At 70.5% G+C, this 16,183-nt stretch carries 18 protein-coding genes; 14 read left to right on the top strand and 4 right to left on the bottom strand.

Annotated elements, in window-relative coordinates; all coding sequences use genetic code 11:
- Window positions 1-55: 55 nt before the first annotated feature.
- Both ACQUQF_RS09635 and ACQUQF_RS09640 read right to left on the bottom strand, forming a co-directional pair.
- The gene (locus ACQUQF_RS09635) at window positions 56-1,222 is read right to left on the bottom strand and encodes a cystathionine gamma-synthase (RefSeq protein WP_435178168.1); all 1,167 of its coding nucleotides are present in this window, start codon (window positions 1,220-1,222) and stop codon (window positions 56-58) included.
- Between the two features lie 93 nt (window positions 1,223-1,315).
- The gene (locus ACQUQF_RS09640; protein WP_435178170.1) at window positions 1,316-1,879 is read right to left on the bottom strand and encodes a metal-dependent hydrolase; all 564 of its coding nucleotides are present in this window, start codon (window positions 1,877-1,879) and stop codon (window positions 1,316-1,318) included.
- 234 nt (window positions 1,880-2,113) lie between these two features.
- Between ACQUQF_RS09640 and ACQUQF_RS09645 the strand changes: the two genes are divergently transcribed.
- From ACQUQF_RS09645 to ACQUQF_RS09680, 8 genes are all read left to right on the top strand, one after another.
- A complete protein-coding gene (locus ACQUQF_RS09645) occupies window positions 2,114-2,404 on the top strand; it encodes a 50S ribosomal protein L21e (RefSeq protein ID WP_435178172.1) in 291 nt (96 codons plus the stop codon).
- 1 nt (window position 2,405) lies between these two features.
- The gene (locus tag ACQUQF_RS09650; RefSeq protein WP_435178174.1) at window positions 2,406-2,762 is read left to right on the top strand and encodes an RNA polymerase Rpb4 family protein; all 357 of its coding nucleotides are present in this window, start codon (window positions 2,406-2,408) and stop codon (window positions 2,760-2,762) included.
- Window positions 2,763-2,806: 44 nt separating this feature from the next.
- Window positions 2,807-3,388, top strand: coding sequence for a DUF655 domain-containing protein (locus ACQUQF_RS09655; protein ID WP_435178176.1), 582 nt, complete (start codon window positions 2,807-2,809; stop codon window positions 3,386-3,388).
- 98 nt (window positions 3,389-3,486) lie between these two features.
- Window positions 3,487-4,380 carry a 16S ribosomal RNA methyltransferase A gene (locus ACQUQF_RS09660; RefSeq protein WP_435178178.1) on the top strand — a complete coding sequence of 298 codons (894 nt, stop codon included), beginning with the start codon at window positions 3,487-3,489 and terminating at the stop codon, window positions 4,378-4,380.
- Window positions 4,377-5,561, top strand: coding sequence for a mechanosensitive ion channel family protein (locus ACQUQF_RS09665; RefSeq protein ID WP_435178180.1), 1,185 nt, complete (start codon window positions 4,377-4,379; stop codon window positions 5,559-5,561). The genes ACQUQF_RS09660 and ACQUQF_RS09665 overlap by 4 nt, the downstream gene beginning before the upstream one ends.
- Window positions 5,558-6,139, top strand: coding sequence for a HemK2/MTQ2 family protein methyltransferase (locus ACQUQF_RS09670; protein ID WP_435178182.1), 582 nt, complete (start codon window positions 5,558-5,560; stop codon window positions 6,137-6,139). The genes ACQUQF_RS09665 and ACQUQF_RS09670 overlap by 4 nt, the downstream gene beginning before the upstream one ends.
- Window positions 6,140-6,288: 149 nt before the next feature.
- Window positions 6,289-7,296 (top strand): 5-methyltetrahydropteroyltriglutamate--homocysteine methyltransferase, encoded by a 1,008-nt coding sequence (locus tag ACQUQF_RS09675; protein ID WP_435178184.1) that lies wholly within the window; start codon window positions 6,289-6,291, stop codon window positions 7,294-7,296.
- Entirely contained in the window at window positions 7,293-8,360 is a 1,068-nt protein-coding gene (locus ACQUQF_RS09680; RefSeq protein ID WP_435178186.1) for a methionine synthase, read from the top strand. Before ACQUQF_RS09675 ends, ACQUQF_RS09680 begins: the two co-directional genes overlap by 4 nt.
- A 248-nt stretch (window positions 8,361-8,608) precedes the next feature.
- On the opposite strand, the gene ACQUQF_RS09685 is transcribed toward ACQUQF_RS09680, so the two are convergent.
- Complete coding sequence (locus tag ACQUQF_RS09685; protein ID WP_435178188.1) at window positions 8,609-8,938, bottom strand: hypothetical protein; 330 nt, start codon at window positions 8,936-8,938, stop codon at window positions 8,609-8,611.
- Window positions 8,939-9,134: 196 nt separating this feature from the next.
- On the opposite strand from ACQUQF_RS09685, the gene ACQUQF_RS09690 reads away from it, so the two are divergent.
- From ACQUQF_RS09690 to ACQUQF_RS09705, 4 genes are all read left to right on the top strand, one after another.
- A complete protein-coding gene (locus ACQUQF_RS09690; protein ID WP_435178190.1) occupies window positions 9,135-10,187 on the top strand; it encodes a phosphotransferase family protein in 1,053 nt (350 codons plus the stop codon).
- Between the two features lie 115 nt (window positions 10,188-10,302).
- Window positions 10,303-11,028, top strand: a complete 726-nt coding sequence (locus ACQUQF_RS09695) for a metallophosphoesterase family protein (protein ID WP_435178192.1) — start codon at window positions 10,303-10,305, stop codon at window positions 11,026-11,028.
- A 103-nt stretch (window positions 11,029-11,131) separates the two neighbouring features.
- Entirely contained in the window at window positions 11,132-12,295 is a 1,164-nt protein-coding gene (locus ACQUQF_RS09700; RefSeq protein ID WP_435178195.1) for a thiolase C-terminal domain-containing protein, read from the top strand.
- Entirely contained in the window at window positions 12,292-12,699 is a 408-nt protein-coding gene (locus ACQUQF_RS09705) for a Zn-ribbon domain-containing OB-fold protein (RefSeq protein ID WP_435178197.1), read from the top strand. The genes ACQUQF_RS09700 and ACQUQF_RS09705 overlap by 4 nt, the downstream gene beginning before the upstream one ends.
- A 117-nt stretch (window positions 12,700-12,816) precedes the next feature.
- On the opposite strand, the gene ACQUQF_RS09710 is transcribed toward ACQUQF_RS09705, so the two are convergent.
- Window positions 12,817-13,776: an alpha/beta fold hydrolase gene (locus tag ACQUQF_RS09710; protein WP_435178199.1), complete on the bottom strand. Its 960-nt coding sequence runs from the start codon at window positions 13,774-13,776 to the stop codon at window positions 12,817-12,819.
- Between the two features lie 143 nt (window positions 13,777-13,919).
- Between ACQUQF_RS09710 and mvk the strand changes: the two genes are divergently transcribed.
- Both mvk and ACQUQF_RS09720 read left to right on the top strand, forming a co-directional pair.
- The gene (gene mvk, locus ACQUQF_RS09715; protein WP_435178201.1) at window positions 13,920-14,909 is read left to right on the top strand and encodes a mevalonate kinase; all 990 of its coding nucleotides are present in this window, start codon (window positions 13,920-13,922) and stop codon (window positions 14,907-14,909) included.
- Window positions 14,910-15,668, top strand: coding sequence for an isopentenyl phosphate kinase (locus ACQUQF_RS09720; RefSeq protein WP_435178203.1), 759 nt, complete (start codon window positions 14,910-14,912; stop codon window positions 15,666-15,668).
- The last annotated feature ends 515 nt before the right edge of the window (window positions 15,669-16,183 follow it).

Below are 16,183 nucleotides of genomic sequence, written 5' to 3' on the forward strand. Positions count from 1 at the left end.
GTGCCACCTGATCACGCAGGAGCGAAACGGGGCGGCGCTCCGCGAGCCCGCGGGGCTATTCGAGCGCCGCGTCGAAGGCCTGCTGGAGGTCGGCCTTCAGGTCCGCGACGTTCTCGATGCCGACGCTCGCCCGGATGAGCCCGTCGGTGAGCCCCGCGGCCTCCCGCTCCGCCTTCGGAATCGCGGCGTGGGTCATCGTCGCGGGCTGCTCGATGAGGCTCTCGACGCCGCCCAGGCTCTCGGCCAGCGTGAACACCTCGGTCTCGCTCACCGCGTCGGCGGCTTCCTCGAGCGAAGCGGCGAGTTCGAAGCTGACCATCCCGCCGAAGTCGTCCATCTGCTCGGCCGCGAGGTCGTGGCCCGGGTGGGAGTCGAGCCCGGGGTAGTAGACCCGGTCGACGTCCTCGTGGTCCTGAAGCCACGTCGCCAGTTCGCGGGCGTTCTCGCAGTGGCGGTCCATCCGGACCGGCAGCGTCTTGGTCCCCCGGAGCACCAGGAAGCACTCGTGGGGGCCGGGCGTCGCGCCCACGCTGTTCTGGTAGAAGCCGAACCGGTCGTCGAGTTCCGCGTCGTTCGTCACGAGCGCACCGCCGACCACGTCGGAGTGGCCGCCCATGTACTTGGTGAGCGAGTGGGCAACGATGTCGGCGCCGAGGTCGAGCGGCCGCTGGAGGTACGGCGTGGCGAAGGTGTTGTCGACCGCGCAGAGCGCGCCGGCCTCGCGGGCGATCTCCGCGGTGGCCTCGATGTCGACGATGTTCAGGAGCGGGTTGGTCGGCGTCTCGACCCAGACGAGCTCGGTGTCCTCGCCGACGGCGGCCCGGGTCTCGTCGAGATCGGTCATGTCGACGAAGTCGAACGAGAGGTCGTACTGCTCGTACACCTGGGTGAAGATGCGGTGGGTCCCGCCGTACACGTCCTCGCTGGCGACGACGTGGTCGCCCGACTCCAGCAGGTTCAGCACCGTGTTTATCGCGCCCATCCCGCTGGAGAAGGCCCGACCGTACTCGCCGCCTTCGAGGCTGGCGACGTTGGCCTCGAGGTCGGTCCGCGTCGGGTTGCCGGTCCGGGAGTACTCGTAGCCGCGGTGCTCGCCCGGCGCGTCCTGTTCGTACGTCGAGTTGGCGTGGATCGGCGTCATGAGCGCCCCGGTCTCCTCGTCGGGCTCCTGGCCGGCGTGGATCGAGCGCGTCTCGAAGCGGAACTCCTCGTCGTCGGTCATGTGCGAACCGAGGCGCGGACGGCAGGTTACTCTTGCCCTTCGGGCGCGACCGGCCGGGGGCCGGCGGACGCGGCCTTCACCGTCGACAGCGCGTCACTCGGAGGCCGCGACGCCGGTCCGGGGCTCCTCGCTCTCGCCCTTCCAGTACCACGCCGCGACGTTGACCGCCAGTCCCAGGATGAACAGCCCCCAGGTCGCCCACCACGACGTGTACCAGAGGACGTCCAGCAGCACGACCGACCCGTTGTAGAGGGGCCAGAACGGTTCGATGCGCGAGGCGACGTCGGGCGCCGACAGCATGTCGGCCAACAGGTGCGAGAGGCCGGCGACCCAGACGGCGATGAAGCCCATGAGGTAGGCGTTCTCCTCCGCGCGCGGGGAGAACCAGTCGTCGTCGCTGCCGGCCGTTTTCAGGACCCAGCCGAGCAGGGGCCCGAGTATCGCCGCCATGACGGTGACCGCGACGATGGTGTGGAAGACGCCGTGGTGGTGGATGCCCGCGAACCAGTTCGAGAGATAGAGGTCCACGTCCGGCAGCATCCCGAACCAGAAGCCGGCGGCCACGAACGCCGCGGCGGTCTTCCGGCGGTCGATGAAGTACCACGCCGGTGCGAGCCAGATCAGCGCCATTCCCAGGTGTCCCATTACGTCGACCATGGGTGCAGTTGAGGGCCGAAGCGTCCATAGACCTGATGGCAGTCGCCGACGCTAACGTCGGCTTAACGACGCCGGCGTCGCCCGGTTCGCGCGAGTCGTCGGGGACGACCGAGCCGTCCCGGAGGCGGAGGGGTCGGGCCGCCCTCCGCCGGAAGTCGGCCGCGAGGGGGCGAGCGCCCGGAAACGCGGAACGTGCCTTTTATAACGGAGACCGGACAAGAGGGACGTACGACTATGCCGAGTTCGAACGGACCCTACCACAGCACTCGCGACAAACTCTCGAACAGCCCCCGAGAGCGCGGCACCTCCCCGCCCCAGCGCGCCGTCCAGCAGTACGAGGTCGGCCAGAAGGTCCACCTCAAGATCGACCCGAGCGTCGAGAAGGGTCGCTTCCACCCCCGATTCAACGGCCAGACCGGCGAGGTCGTCGGCGAGCAGGGCGCCGCCTACAAGGTCAGCATCAACGACCGCGGCAAGCAGAAGACCCTTATCGTCACCCCCGCCCACCTGAAGGCCCAGGAATAGCATGACCATATTCAAGGAGAAGGTCGAGGAGGAGTACCTGACCACGGCGGAGGCCAAGGAACTGCTCGCGGGCGTCGAGGAGGAGCGCGCGCTCGACGAGGACCGCGAGATGCGCTACGAACTGGCCCGTGCCATCGAGCACGTCAACCGGTTCGCCACGCTCGAGGCCGAGGAGTCGCGCGAACTCGTCGAGGAACTGCTCGACCTCGAGAAGGTCGACGAGCCGACGGCGTACAAGATCGCCGACATCCTGCCGAAGGACCGCGACGAGCTTCGCGCGGTGTACGCCCAGGAGCGCTACACCCTCTCGGGCGACGAGCTCGACGACATCCTCAACGTCGTCGCCAAGTACGACTGACCGCCACCAACTCTTTAAGTGGTTCGTCGGCGTAATCCGTGACAATGAGCGAACAGCAAAGCGGCGAAGAGCGGGTGCCGGCGGTCGTGCTGGACTACCTCCCGCACGGCCGAGCCGACGACGACCGGCCCCAGCACCAGAAGCCCGCGCTGGCCTACGCGCTGGGCATCGAGGAGTTCCGCCTGTTCGAGGTCACGTTAGAGGAGGACGTGAGCCTGACAATCACCGACCGGGTCGACGCCGACCGGTCGAACGACCTCGTCGCAAGCGTCCGGGAGATCGAGTACGAGGACCTCTCCGGGGCGGCCCAGTCGGAGCTCGAACACGCCATCCGGGACGTGGTGGAGTCCGACGAGCGCCGGTTCGTCGACTTCTACAACGACGCCCAGCCCATCACCCTGCGGCTCCACCAGCTCAACCTGCTGCCCGGTATCGGCAAGAAGCTCCGGAACAACATCCTGGAGGAGCGCAAGCGCAAGCCCTTCGAGAGCTTCGAAGACCTCGAGGAGCGGGTCTCGGGCCTGCACAACCCCAAGGAGGTGCTGATCGAGCGCGTCCTCGAGGAGCTCCGGGAGGACGACCTGAAGTACCGGACGTTCGTGCGCGTCGAGGAACAGCAGCAGTAGCGCAGCGACTCGTCTCCGGCCCGCGAACTCTCTTGCTCCCGACACGTGCTCGCTGACTCGGTGGCTTTACCCTCCTTCGGTCGCTATCCGAGGACAACATGACCGACGCACGCGACTCCGGGGCCGCTCCCCGGGACCCCGACGCCCTGCTCAGGCGGGCGGGCGTCCGCGGGAACCCCGACCGGGACCAGCACTTCCTGGTCGACGACCGCGTCCTCGACCGGCTCCCCGAGTACGCGACCGAGGCCGGCTTCGACCTCTCGCACGTCCTGGAGATCGGGCCGGGGACCGGCGCGCTGACAGACCGGCTGCTGGCGGTCGCCGACGAGGTGACCGCGGTCGAGCGCGACCCCGCCCTCGCGGCCTTCCTCCGCGAGGAGTTCGCCGACGAGATCGCGGCCGGCCGGCTGACCGTCGTCGAGGGCGACGCCCTCGCGGTCGACCTCCCCGAGTTCACCGCGTCGGTCTCGAATCTCCCGTACGGCGTCTCCAGCGAGATCACGTTCCGACTCCTGCCCCGCGGCAAGCCCGCCGTACTGATGTTCCAGAGGGAGTTCGCCGAGCGCATGGCGGCCGAGGCGGGGACCGACGACTACGGCCGGCTCTCGGTCTCCGCACAGCACTACGCCGACGTCGAGGTGGTCGAGCCCGTGCCGAAGGAGGCGTTCTCGCCGCCGCCGGAGGTCGAGAGCGCCGTCGTCCGGACCACGCCGCGGGAGCCAGACTACGAGGTCGGCGACGAGGCGTACTTCCTCGGGTTCGTGAAGGCCGTGTTCACCCAGCGCCGCAAGACCCTGCGGAACGCCATCAGGAACACGGCCCATATCTCGGGGCTGGACGACGCCGACGCAGTGGTCGACGCCATCGCCGCCGGGGAGACCGAGCTGGACCCGGACGTGCTGAGCCGGCGCGCGGGGAAGATTCCGCCCGAGACGTTCGCGGCGCTGGCGACGGTCGCCGACGAGCTCGGTCGCGGAGGTGCGAGCGGATGAGCGCCGTCGGCGGACTCGTCTCGTTCATCGACCGGCTGGCGCGGTTCTCGACCACCGAGTGGCGGCTCGCCGTCACGGCGCTCATCCTGCTGGTCGTGCTCGCGGGCGGGGTCGCGGCCCGCTACCTCCGGCGGAAGGCCCGCGAGCGGTTCCACAGCCACGTCGCCGACGTGGTGCTCGCCGGCTCGGTCGGCGTCGTGGTCCTCGGGGCGGCGGTCGCGCTGCTCGTCCTCTGGGGGGTCGCGACCGACGTCGCCAACGCCTGGGAGCAGATCGGCGGCACCCTCGGCGCCGGGTTCCGGTTCCTGCTCGCGCTGGTCGTGCTGGCCGGCGCGTACGTCGTCAACGGGTTCGTCCAGCGCGCCATCGACCGGTTCACCGAGGGCCACGAGACCATCACCGAGCACCAGAGCGAGATCGTCTACCGGGTGTCCCAGCTCACGGTGTGGGTCGGCGCCGTCGCGGTCATCCTCGGCATGTGGAACGTCGACCTCAGCGGGCTCATCGTCGGGGCCGGCTTCCTCGGCATCGTGGTCGGGATGGCCGCCCGCCAGACGCTCGGCGCGCTGCTCGCGGGCTTCGTCCTGATGTTCTCCCGGCCGTTCGAGATCGGCGACTGGGTCGAGATCGACGGCGAGGAGGGCATCGTGACCGACATCTCCATCGTCAACACCCGCATCCAGACGTTCGCCGGCGAGTACGTGATGATCCCCAACGACATCGTGAGCGGCGAGAAGATCGTCAACAAGAGCCGGAAGGGCCGGCTCCGCATCGAGGTCGAGGTGGGCGTCGACTACGAGGCCGACGTCGAGCGAGCGGCCGCCCTCGCCGAGGAGACGATGAAGGACCTCGACGAGGTGCTGACGGTGCCGACGCCCCAGGTCGTCCTCAAGGAGTTCGGCGACTCGGCGGTCACGCTGCTGTTACGCTTCTGGATCGACAAGCCGAGCGCCCGCCGGCAGTGGCGGGCCCGCACCGCGGTCATCGAGTCGGTCAAGGAGACGTTCGACCGCGAGGGCGTCAAGATTCCGTTCCCGCAGCGCGAGCTCACCGGCCGCGAGGAGTCGGGCGGGTTCCGCCTGTCCGGGGAGTCGGCGGCCCCGGAACCGACTGCGGACGGCGGCGTGACCGATGACACCGAGGAGATGAACCGCGGGACCGGCGAGGTGACCGACGAGTGACCGACCTGGCCGACCGCCGGGGCGTCGAGACCGAGGTGTACCAGCCCGCGGAGGACTCCCACCTGCTCGCGGAGGCCGCGGTCGAGGACCTCCGGGCCGACCCGCCCGGACTCGCACTGGAGGTCGGCACCGGCTCGGGGTACGTCGCCGAGCGCGTCGCCGACGAGACCGGCGCGCGGGTCGTCGGCTCCGACGTGAACCCCCACGCCTGCGAGCAGGCCCGCGACCGGGGCGTCGAGGCGGTCCGGGCCGACCTGCTCGAACCCTTTCGGACCGAATCGTTCGACGCGGTCCTGTTCAACGCACCGTACCTGCCGACCGAGCCCGACGAGGAGCGCGACGACTGGATGGAGGTCGCGCTCTCGGGCGGCGAGGACGGCCGGGCGGTCGTCGAGCCGTTCCTCGAAACGGTGGGACGAGTGCTCGCGCCGGACGGCGCGGTCTACCTGCTGGTCAGCAGCCTGACCGGCGTCGAGGAGGTCGTCGCGATGGCAGAGACGGAGGGCTTCTCGGCGGTGGCGCTGCGCGACGAGTCGTTCCCCTTCGAGACGCTGACGGTGCTGAAGCTCGTCCGCTGACTGCCATCGCGCGGAGGGGGTCCGGAAACGCTGGACTCGCGTGTCTTCGGAGACGCCGGATTCGTGTGTCGTGCTACCAGCTGTCTATGACCGTCGGTTATTTCCTGAGAGGAAAATATTAAGCGTCGGCATTCCGTAGACCCGGTCACATGACAGAGCGCGTCGCGACGACACCGGGAGTGTTCCCGCTTCCGGACTGGGCGAAGGCGGACCTCGCGGACCTGAAAGGCCACCAGAAGCACGACCTCATCGACGGCGACGAGGGCGAGGAGATCACGGCGGTCTACGACGAGGCTCGCGAGGAGGTAGTCGACCACCAGCGGGACGCCGGCCTCGACCGCGCGGTCGAGGGGCAGCTCCGGTGGGACGACATGCTGGCCCACCCGCTCGCGGTCCACGATTCGGTCGAGACCCGCGGCATCGTCCGGTACTACGACAACAACAACTTCTACCGCGACCCGGTCGTGACCGGCGAACTCGGCTTCGACGGTGACATCGCGGGCGAACTGGAGGCGGCGAGCGAGCTCGCGGACGCCGACGAGCTCCAGGCGGTCGTGCCCGGCCCCTTCTCGCTGGCCGACCTCGCCACCGACGAGTACTACGGCGACGACGCCGAGTTCCTCGACGCCATCGCGGACTTCCTCGCCGGCGAGGTCGAGGCGTTCCCCGAGGTCGAGACGCTGTTCGTGCTCGAACCCTCGCTGGTCGAGAACCCGCCGGAAGGCGACGAGGGCGAGCGCGCCAGCGAGGCGGTCGACGCCGTGACCACCGCGGCCCCGGCGGACACCGACGTCGTGGTCCACACCTACTGGGGCGCCCTGGACGAGAAGGTCCACGCCCACCTGCTCGACGCCGACTTCGACGCGCTCGGCTACGATTTCGTGGCCAACCACGAGGACAACCTCTACAACATCAACGAGTACGGCACCAAGGACTCCATCGCGGCGGGCGTCGTCGACGGCCAGAACACGCTGGTCGAGGACCCCGACCAGATCGCCGAGCGGGCCGACTGGCTCGAGGACAACACGCCCGCGGCCGACTTCGAGACCGTCTACCTCACGCCCAACACCGAGCTGTTCTACCTGCCGTACTCGACGTTCCGGGAGAAGCTCGCGGCCCTCGGTGAGGCCACCGAGGTCGCGGAGGTGAAAGCATGACCGACACCAGAGACCAGTTCCGACCGCCGAACCACCCGACCGACCACTTCCTGCTGACGACAGTCGTCGGCAGCTACCCCAAGCCCAAGTGGCTCGACCGCGCGCGAGACCTCCACGAAGACGAGGAGGCCGACTTCGACGACGACGCCTGGCAGGAGGCCAAGGACGACGCCGCCCGCCTCATCACCGAGGAACACGAACGCGCCGGCCTCGACGTCGTCGTGGACGGCGAGATGCGCCGCAACGAGATGGTCGAGTACTTCGCCCACCGCATCGACGGCTACGAGTTCAACGGGCCGGTGAAGGTGTGGGGCCACAACACCTTCGACAAGCCCTCGGTCGTCTCGGACGTCGAGTACGACGAGACGTGGCTGGTCGACGAGTACGAGTTCACCGCCAGCGTCTCCGAGCGTCCGGTCAAGGTGCCCATCACGGGGCCGTACACGCTGGCCAACTGGAGCTTCAACGAGGCGTACGACGACACCGAGGCGCTGGCCAACGACCTCGCGGACCTCGTGAACGAGGAGGTCGAGAAGCTGGTCGAGGCGGGCGCCCGCTACGTCCAGATCGACGAGCCCGCGCTCGCGACGACGCCGGACGACCACGCCATCGTGGGCGACTGTCTCGAACGCATCGTCGACGGGATTCCGGACGACGTCCGCGTCGGCCTCCACGTCTGCTACGGCGACTACTCCCGCATCTACCCGGAGATCCTGGAGTTCCCGGTCGACGAGTTCGACCTCGAACTCGCCAACGGCGACTACGAGCAGCTCGACGTGTTCAAGGACCCGGCGTTCACCAAGGACCTCGCGCTCGGCGTCGTGGACGCCCACGTCGCGGAGGTCGAGTCCGTCCCCGAGATCAAGGAGAACATCCAGAAGGGCCTGGAGGTCGTCCCGCCCGAGCAGCTGACCGTCAGCCCGGACTGCGGGCTGAAGCTGCTCCCGCGCGAGGTGGCCTACGAGAAGATGGCGAACCTCGTCACCGCCGCCCGGGAGGTCGAGCGGGAGCTCGACGAGGGCGAGATCGACGTCGAACGGTCGGCCGTGACCGCCGACGACTGACCGGAACCGCCGTTCGGGACGTTTTTGGCTTGCAGGCGGCGCGCTGAGGGTCGAGTCCGGGACGTCGCGCGCCGCGCGACCGCAGGAGCGTCCCGGCCCGGGTCAGGTCACGGCCGGGGTTCGTCCCGCCTTCGCACTTGAACCTTCGGTCGAGCGATTCCGTGCGTTTTCGCACCAACTGTGGAGAACTCAGTTCTAATCGTTCAGCAGTGCCGGACGGAACGAGGACTAGCCGTGACTCCGGGGCCTCAGAGCGGCAGGGCCGCCCGGACGCGCTCGATGACGCCCGGCGTCCGGGAGTTGCGGTAGCGCTCGAACACTGGGTGGAGCGCGTTCAGGAACTCCCGCTTGCTGTCGAAGTGGTCGCGTTCGACCGCCGAGACGGCCTCGGAGAGCGCCACGGTGTGGCCGTCGGCGTCGTACTTGATGCGGGGGTCCGAGAGCGACTCGACGACTTCCGTGCCGGTCGCCGGAAACGAGACGTCCCCGTCGTCGAGTACAGCCGCCACTTCGGCGATGCCGAACTCGATGACGTCGGGACCGTCGTCCGAGTCCGACGGCGGTGGCCTCATACCCATGGTGGTGGGTTCTCGCTCCCGCAATGAAAAACTCACTACTCGGAATTCCAAGGAGTCCGCCGACCGGCGACCGGATTTCGCGGTGCACGTGACGAGTGGTACCACCGACCGGATCCCGAGACGATGATCGGCTGTCGAACCCGTGTCCCCGACGGCCAGAACGCCCACTACCCCCGACGGCTTTCCAACGATAGCGATGACCGAGTTCGCCGAACGGGAGACGGCCGACGACCGCGACCCGGTGGACGTCCCGCTGGAGGTCCCCCGCATGGTCGCCGAGATCGCGCCCGACTGGTCGGTCGAGCGCATCCGGCCGACCGAGGAGGGGACCGACTCGGTCTTCTTCCTGACCGTCGCGACGCCCGGGGGTCGCCGAGAGGTGGTCCTGAAGGCGTTCACGGGCGAGGCCGTCCCGCCGACCGTGGCCCGGTCGGAACCCCGCGTGCTGGAGCTGCTAGCGGCCGAGACCGAGATCCCTGTCCCCGAGGTGGTCGGCTTCGTCGACGACCACCCCGACCTCCCGGCGCCGTTCTTCGTCGCCGAGCGCCTCCCGGGCGCGAACGGCTCCGGCCGGTTCCGGGACCTCTCGGCCGACGCGCTCGCCCGCGTGCTCGGCGAGGCCGGCGAGCACCTCGCCCAGCTCCACGAGGTCCGAACGTTCGACCGGTTCGGCCGGATCGGCGTCGAGGACGGCGACCTGGCGGTGGTCGGCGACGGGGACGGGCCGCGGGACCGCTGGACCGACTGGCTGCTCGCGGACGCCGAGGACACCTTAGACGGCATCGAAGGCGGCCGGTTCGACGACCTCGTGGGACCGCTCCGGGAGTACGTCCGGGAGGCGGTTCCGGCGCTCGACCCGCCGAACGAGGGGGTGTTCGTCCACTGGGACTACCGACTCGGGAACCTGCTGGTCGACCCCGAGACGGGCGAGGAGACCGGCGTGCTCGACTGGGCCGACCTCCTCGCGGGCGACCCGGTCTACAACCTCGCGACGGTCGAGGACCACAACGTCAACTGGCAGACCCGCGACGTCGTCCTCCGACGTCGGCTCCGCGAGCGGTTCCGCGCGGCCTACGACGCGCACCGCTCGGGCGACGGACCCGAGGACTTCGGCGAGCGCAAGCGGGTGTACCACCTCTGCAACCGGCTGAACGCGATGGCGTGCCTGCCCGACTGGTACGGCAACGAGACGCTCCGGGACGAGCGGGCCGCCGAGCACCGGATGTTCGTCCGGGAGTACGTCGACTGAACGAGCGGGCGGGTATCCCCCGACGGAGCCGCTCGGCATCTCGTCCCTCGGCGCCGCTCTGTCCGGCTACCGCCGAATGGACAGTCCTATACCTGAGCTTCACCTTGCCCCGCCCGTGCCCCGGACGCTCATCATCTCGGACGTCCACGCGAACGCGACCGCCCTCGAAGCCGTCCTGGCCGCCGAACCCGACCGCGACGCCGTCGTCTTCCTCGGCGACGCGGTCGACAACGGGCCACGCCCCGACGCGGCCTGCGACGTCCTCCGCGACCTCGACCTCGCAGCGGCCGTGCTGGGCAACCACGACCGGACCGTGCTCGCCGCCGACTCCCCCGAAGCGGCGAGCGACGACCCCTTCGCGGCGTGGCAGGCCTGGAGCCACCGACGGCTCGCGCCCGACAACCGGGCGTTCCTGGACGCGCTGCCCCGGACCGCGACGCTCGCGCTCGGCAACCGCCGGGTCCGGCTCCACCACGGCGACTTCCCGCGACCGGAGACTCACGACGGGCCGTGGCGGACCAGGGCGACGCCCGAGGACGACCCCGCGCTGTTCGAGCGAGTCGCGACTCGCTACGACGAGGACGTGATCCTGCACGGCCACTCGCACTTCCCGTTCGTCGACACCGTGGCGGGGACGACGTTCGTCAACCCGGGGAGCGTGGGCCTCCAGCGCGAGGGCTGGCCCGCCGACCGCGCCCGCTACGCGGTGTTCGAAGACGGGGCCTTCGACCTCCGGTCGGTCCGGTACGACGCGGACGCGGTGGCGGCCGACTCGCGGGCGCTGGACAGCCCGTTCGCCGACATCTGGGGACGCGCCGTCCCGAGCGCACAGACCGATTAACTGGGGTCGACCGAGCGACCCCGCGCGGTTGCTCGGCGAGCTGACCTGACACGCGGCCGAGGGACCGGTGCCTTTCTTAACTGTCCGTCACGTACGTACTGGCATGACAGGCGTACGAGTCGCGGGGGTCGGCCTCACCCACTTCGGCCAGCACCCCGAGCGGACGGGCCGGGACCTGTTCGCGGACGCGAGCGAGCGCGCGTTCGCCGACGCGGGCGTCCCCCGCGAGGACGTGGCGCAGCTGAACTACGGCAACTTCATGGGCGAGATCGGCGAGCACCAGGGCCACCAGGGGCCGCTGATGGCCGAGGCCGCCGGTCTGAACGCGCCGGCCACGCGCTACGAGAGCGCGTGCGCCTCCTCCGGGGTCGCGCTCCGCGAGGCGGTCAAGGACGTCCGGAACGGCGAGGCCGACGCGGTGCTGGTCGGCGGCGCCGAGCGCATGACCAACCTCGGCACGGCGGGCACGACCGAAGCGCTGGCCATCGCGGCCGACGACCTCTACGAGGTCCGGGCGGGCATGACGTTCCCGGCGGCGTACGCGCTGATGGCCCGCGCGTACTTCGACCGGTACGGCGGGAGCAGGGAGGACCTGGCCGCCATCGCGGTCAAGAACCACGACAACGCGCTCGACAACGAGTTCGCCCAGTTCCAGAAGGCCATCACGGTCGAGGACGCGCTCGACGCGCCGATGATCGCCGACCCGCTCGGCCTCTACGACGCCTGCCCCATCACCGACGGGGCGAGCGCGGCGGTGCTCGTGAGCGACGAGTACGCCGAGGAGCACGGACTGGACGCCCCGGTCTCGATCACCGGCACGGGCCAGGGCGGCGACAAGATGGCGCTCCAGGACCGCCGGTACCTCGCCCGGACGCCCGCCGCCGAGCGCGCCGCCGAGGAGGCCTACGCCGACGCCGGCATCGGCCCGCGGGACGTCGCGGTGGCCGAGGTCCACGACTGCTTCACCATCGCGGAGGTGCTCGCGCTCGAAGCGCTCGACTTCTACGCGCCCGGCGAGGGCGTCGGCGCGGCGGCACGCGGCGAGACAACCCGCGACGGCGACCGGCCGGTCAACCTCTCGGGCGGTCTCAAGGCCAAGGGCCACCCCGTCGGCGCCACCGGGACCAGCCAGGTCGTCGAGATGACCCGCCTGCTCCGGGGCGACCACCCCAACAGCGACGCCGTGCCGGGCGACGTCGGCGTCACCCACAACGCGGGCGGGACGGTCGCGAGCACCACGGTTCACGTGCTGGAGGTGGAAGAATGAACGACGAAACCGGCGGTGGGGCCGAGCGCGTCCGCGACGAGGGCTACGACGACTTCCTCGACGCCGTCGAGTCGGGCGAGGGGTTCTACCTGGAGTGCCCGGAGGGTCACGGCTCGCTCCCGCCGCGGCGGGTCTGCCCGCACTGCGGCGCGACCGACCTCGACGAGGTGGCGCTGCCCGACACCGGGGCGATCGAGACCCACACCACGGTCCACGTCGCCGCGCCCTCGTTCGCCGACGACACGCCCTACGCCACGGCGGTCGCGGACTTCGGCGAGGTCCGACTGACCGGCCAGGTCCGCGGCGTCGACCCCGAGGACGTCGCTGTCGGCACGGAAGTCGCGCCCGAGGTCGGCGAGACCGAGACGGCAGGTGAGCGCGTGCTGGTCCTGCGGGTGCGCTGAGAGCCTCCCGTCGGCGTCGCGACCGGACCGTCTTTTCCCGATAACTCTTAGCGAAGTAGCCAGCGCCGCGCACGCCGCGCGCGCGCCGTGGTTCCGGATTGACGCTGTCGCTGCCGCCTACGTCTCTGCCCCCGGCCCTGTCTCCACCTCCTCCTCGGTCAGTTCGTCGAGCAGCACGTCGAGGAACGGGCCGGGGTGCTCGGCGTGGGGCAGCAGCTTGGCGTCGTCGAACACCACCAGCTTGGTGTCGGCCCGCTCGGCGAGCTCCTCGCCCTCCTCCAGCGGCGACACCGTCGCGTCGCGACCCCAGACGATGGTGACCGGCACGTCGATCCGGGCCAGCTCCTCGCCCAGGTCGACGTCCGGGTCGAGGTAGCCCGAGACGAAGGAGGCGGGCGCGAACCGCGCGCCGGGCTGGTGGCTGGTCTCCCACTGGTAGTCGACGTCGCGCTCGGTGTAGGAGGCCTCCGAGGCGTACCCCTCCCGGTTGTCGAAGAAGTGGAGCGACCGCTTGCTGGTCAGGAGGTTGAACAGCGCCTGTCCGACCACGGGCGACCGGAACAGCGACCGGAGCCAGGTCCGGCGCGGGCCGGTGTCGGCGGTCGGCGCGATCAGGACGAGTCGCGAGAAGACGTGGGACTGCTGCTGGGCCAGCACGGCGTAGGCCCCCGACAGCGACGTGGCCACGCAGGCCGCGTCCTCGGTCACGTCCTCGGCGAAGTCGGTGACGAAGGCGGTGTACAGCGCCGCCGAGTAGGTCAGCGGCGGCCGGTCCGACCGACCGAACCCGGGCAGGTCGGGCGCGATCACGTGGTGGGTCGTGGCGAGCTGGTCGAATATCTGGTCGAACTCCTTGCTCGACGCGGCGGCGTGGACCCCGTGCAGCAGGAGCACGTCGGGGTCGTCGGGGTCGCCCGCCTCGGTGTACTCGACGTCGAACCCGCGCCAGCGGTAGGTCCGCTGGCGGCCCTCGAGCCCGGGCTGGAGGTCGCTCGCCTTCCACGACAGCAGTCGGTTCCCGAGTACTGCGGCTCCCAGTCCGCCCACCGCACCGGCCAAGGCTCTGCGTAGCTTCATACCTGAATACTCACCGTCAGGTAAGTTAGCCGTTGTGCCGGGGCCGTCGACCGTCCGGTCACGGTTCGACGGCGCCCGTGTCCCGCTCGAACACCGCAGTCGGCTTCGCAAACGAATTAACCCCCGGTCCGAAATCCTCCTTCATGGTCGTTTCGAGCGCTCCGGGCAAGGTCTACCTGTTCGGGGAACACGCGGTCGTCTACGGCGAGCCGGCGGTCCCTTGCGCCATCGAGCGCCGGGCGCGGGTCACCGTCGAGGAGCGGGACGACGACCGCATCAGGGTCCACGCCGAGGACCTGAGCATCAACGGGTTCACGGTGGAGTACGGCGACGGCGCCGACGAGGCGCCGGACGTGGACGTCGCGGAGTCGCTGGTCCAGGCCGGCATCGGCTACATCGACGCCGCGGTCGAGCAGGCCCGCGACGCCGCCGACGCGCCGGACGCGGGCTTCGACGTCACCGTCGAGAGCGAGATCCCGCTGGGCGCGGGGCTGGGCTCGTCGGCGGCGGTGACGGTGGCCGGCATCGACGCCGGCACGCGCGAACTGGGCGTCGAGCTCCCGACCGAGGAGGTCGCCGAGCGAGCCTACCGGGCCGAGCTCGAGGTACAGGACGGCGAGGCCTCTCGTGCCGACACCTTCTGCTCGGCGACGGGCGGCGCGGTCCGGGTCGAGGGCGACGACTGCCGGGCCATCGAGGCGCCGGAACTGCCCTTCGTCATCGGCTTCGACGGCGGCGCGGGCGACACCGGCCAGCTCGTCGCCGGGGTCCGGGCGCTCCGCGAGGAGTACGGCTTCGCGGCCGACACCGTCGAGAGCATCGGCGACATCGTCCGGTTCGGCGAGGAGGTGCTCGCCGAGGGTGACGTGGCCGAACTCGGCCAGCTCATGGACTTCAACCACGGACTGCTGGAGGCGCTGGGCGTCTCCTCGCGGTCGCTGGACCAGATGGTCTGGGCGGCCCGCGACGCGGGCGCGCTCGGCGCCAAGCTGACCGGCGCGGGCGGCGGCGGCTGCATCGTCGCGCTCGACCCGACCGAGGCGACCCGGACCGCGCTGGAGTACACCCAGGGGTGCGAGACCGCGTTCCGTGCCGGCCTCGACACCGACGGCGTGCGCGTGGAGGCCGAGTAAATGAGCGAGACCACCGTCCTCAAGCTCGGCGGCAGCGTCGTCACCGACAAGGACCGCGCCGAGGCGCTCGACGGCCCGGCGCTCGACCGGGCCACCGACGCGGTCGCCGACGCGCGGCGCTCGGGCGACGTCGACGACCTCGTGGTCGTCCACGGCGGCGGGAGCTTCGGCCACCACCACGCCAGCGAGCACGGCGTCTCGAAGACCGACGGCTCCGCGGACGCCGGGGCGGCGGTCGAGATCCACGGCGCGATGAAGACGCTCAACGACTTCGTCCTGGCGCGGCTCCACGACCGCGACGTGCCCGCGGTGCCGGTCCACCCCTTCTCGGCGGCCCGCCGCGACGGCGACGCGGAGCTGACGCTCATGACCGAGCAGGTCGCGACGATGCTCGGCGAGGGGTTCGTCCCGGTCCTCCATGGCGACGTGGTGGCCCACGAGGGCGAGGGGGTCACCATCCTCAGCGGCGACGAGGTGGTCACCGCGGTCGCCGAGGGAGTCGACGCCGACCGCGTGGGGTTCTGCTCGACGGTCCCCGGCGTGCTGGACGACGACGGGGACGTGATTCCGGAGATCGGCTCGTACGATGAGGTGGCCGAGTACCTCGGCGGGAGCGACGCGACCGACGTGACCGGCGGGATGGCCGGGAAGGTCCGGGCGCTGCTGTCGCTGGGGGCGCCCGCGACGGTCTTCGGGCCCGACGACCTCCGGGCGTTCCTCGCGGGCGAGCAGCCCGGTACGCGCATCGACGGGCGATAGCTCCGGCGCGGCCGGCGGCGGACGTTCTGTCTTCTGGCTCAGCCCTCTCGGGGTAGTCGGACTGGCGGTCCCGCAGCGCGCACGGACTGCCCTCGGCCGGAACCGCGCGAGACGTCCGTGCCCGGTTTCCCCCGCCATCGCATTTAAATGTCCGCGAGCGGCTCACCGGAGCCGGTCCGGGTGACGTCGCGCTGTTCTGTCGAACAGGGGATACTCGCGCGTGAACTGGTCTACGGACGGATAACGCCCGCGCTCAGCGCGGTTGCAGAGGCGGCGTCGCGCCCGGCTCGTCGGCCGCAACGTTAATGACGGACCCGAACTGGGCCAATCCCGGCAGTTTTTATTACCGGGGAGTCTAAGGCCCCCATAGACCGATAGCTCGGGAACGTGGCTCGACGCCACCGGGCGATCCCGCCGACGGCTGCAAGACGCCGCGGTCCGGGGTCGCTCGCCCGAGCAGGTTTACGTGCGTACGGACGCCACGTAGCGTGGCTGTGCCACGAAGCGCCGCGGTC

It is taken from the genome of Halorussus sp. AFM4 (assembly GCF_051194995.1).
Lineage (GTDB): Archaea > Halobacteriota > Halobacteria > Halobacteriales > Haladaptataceae > Halorussus.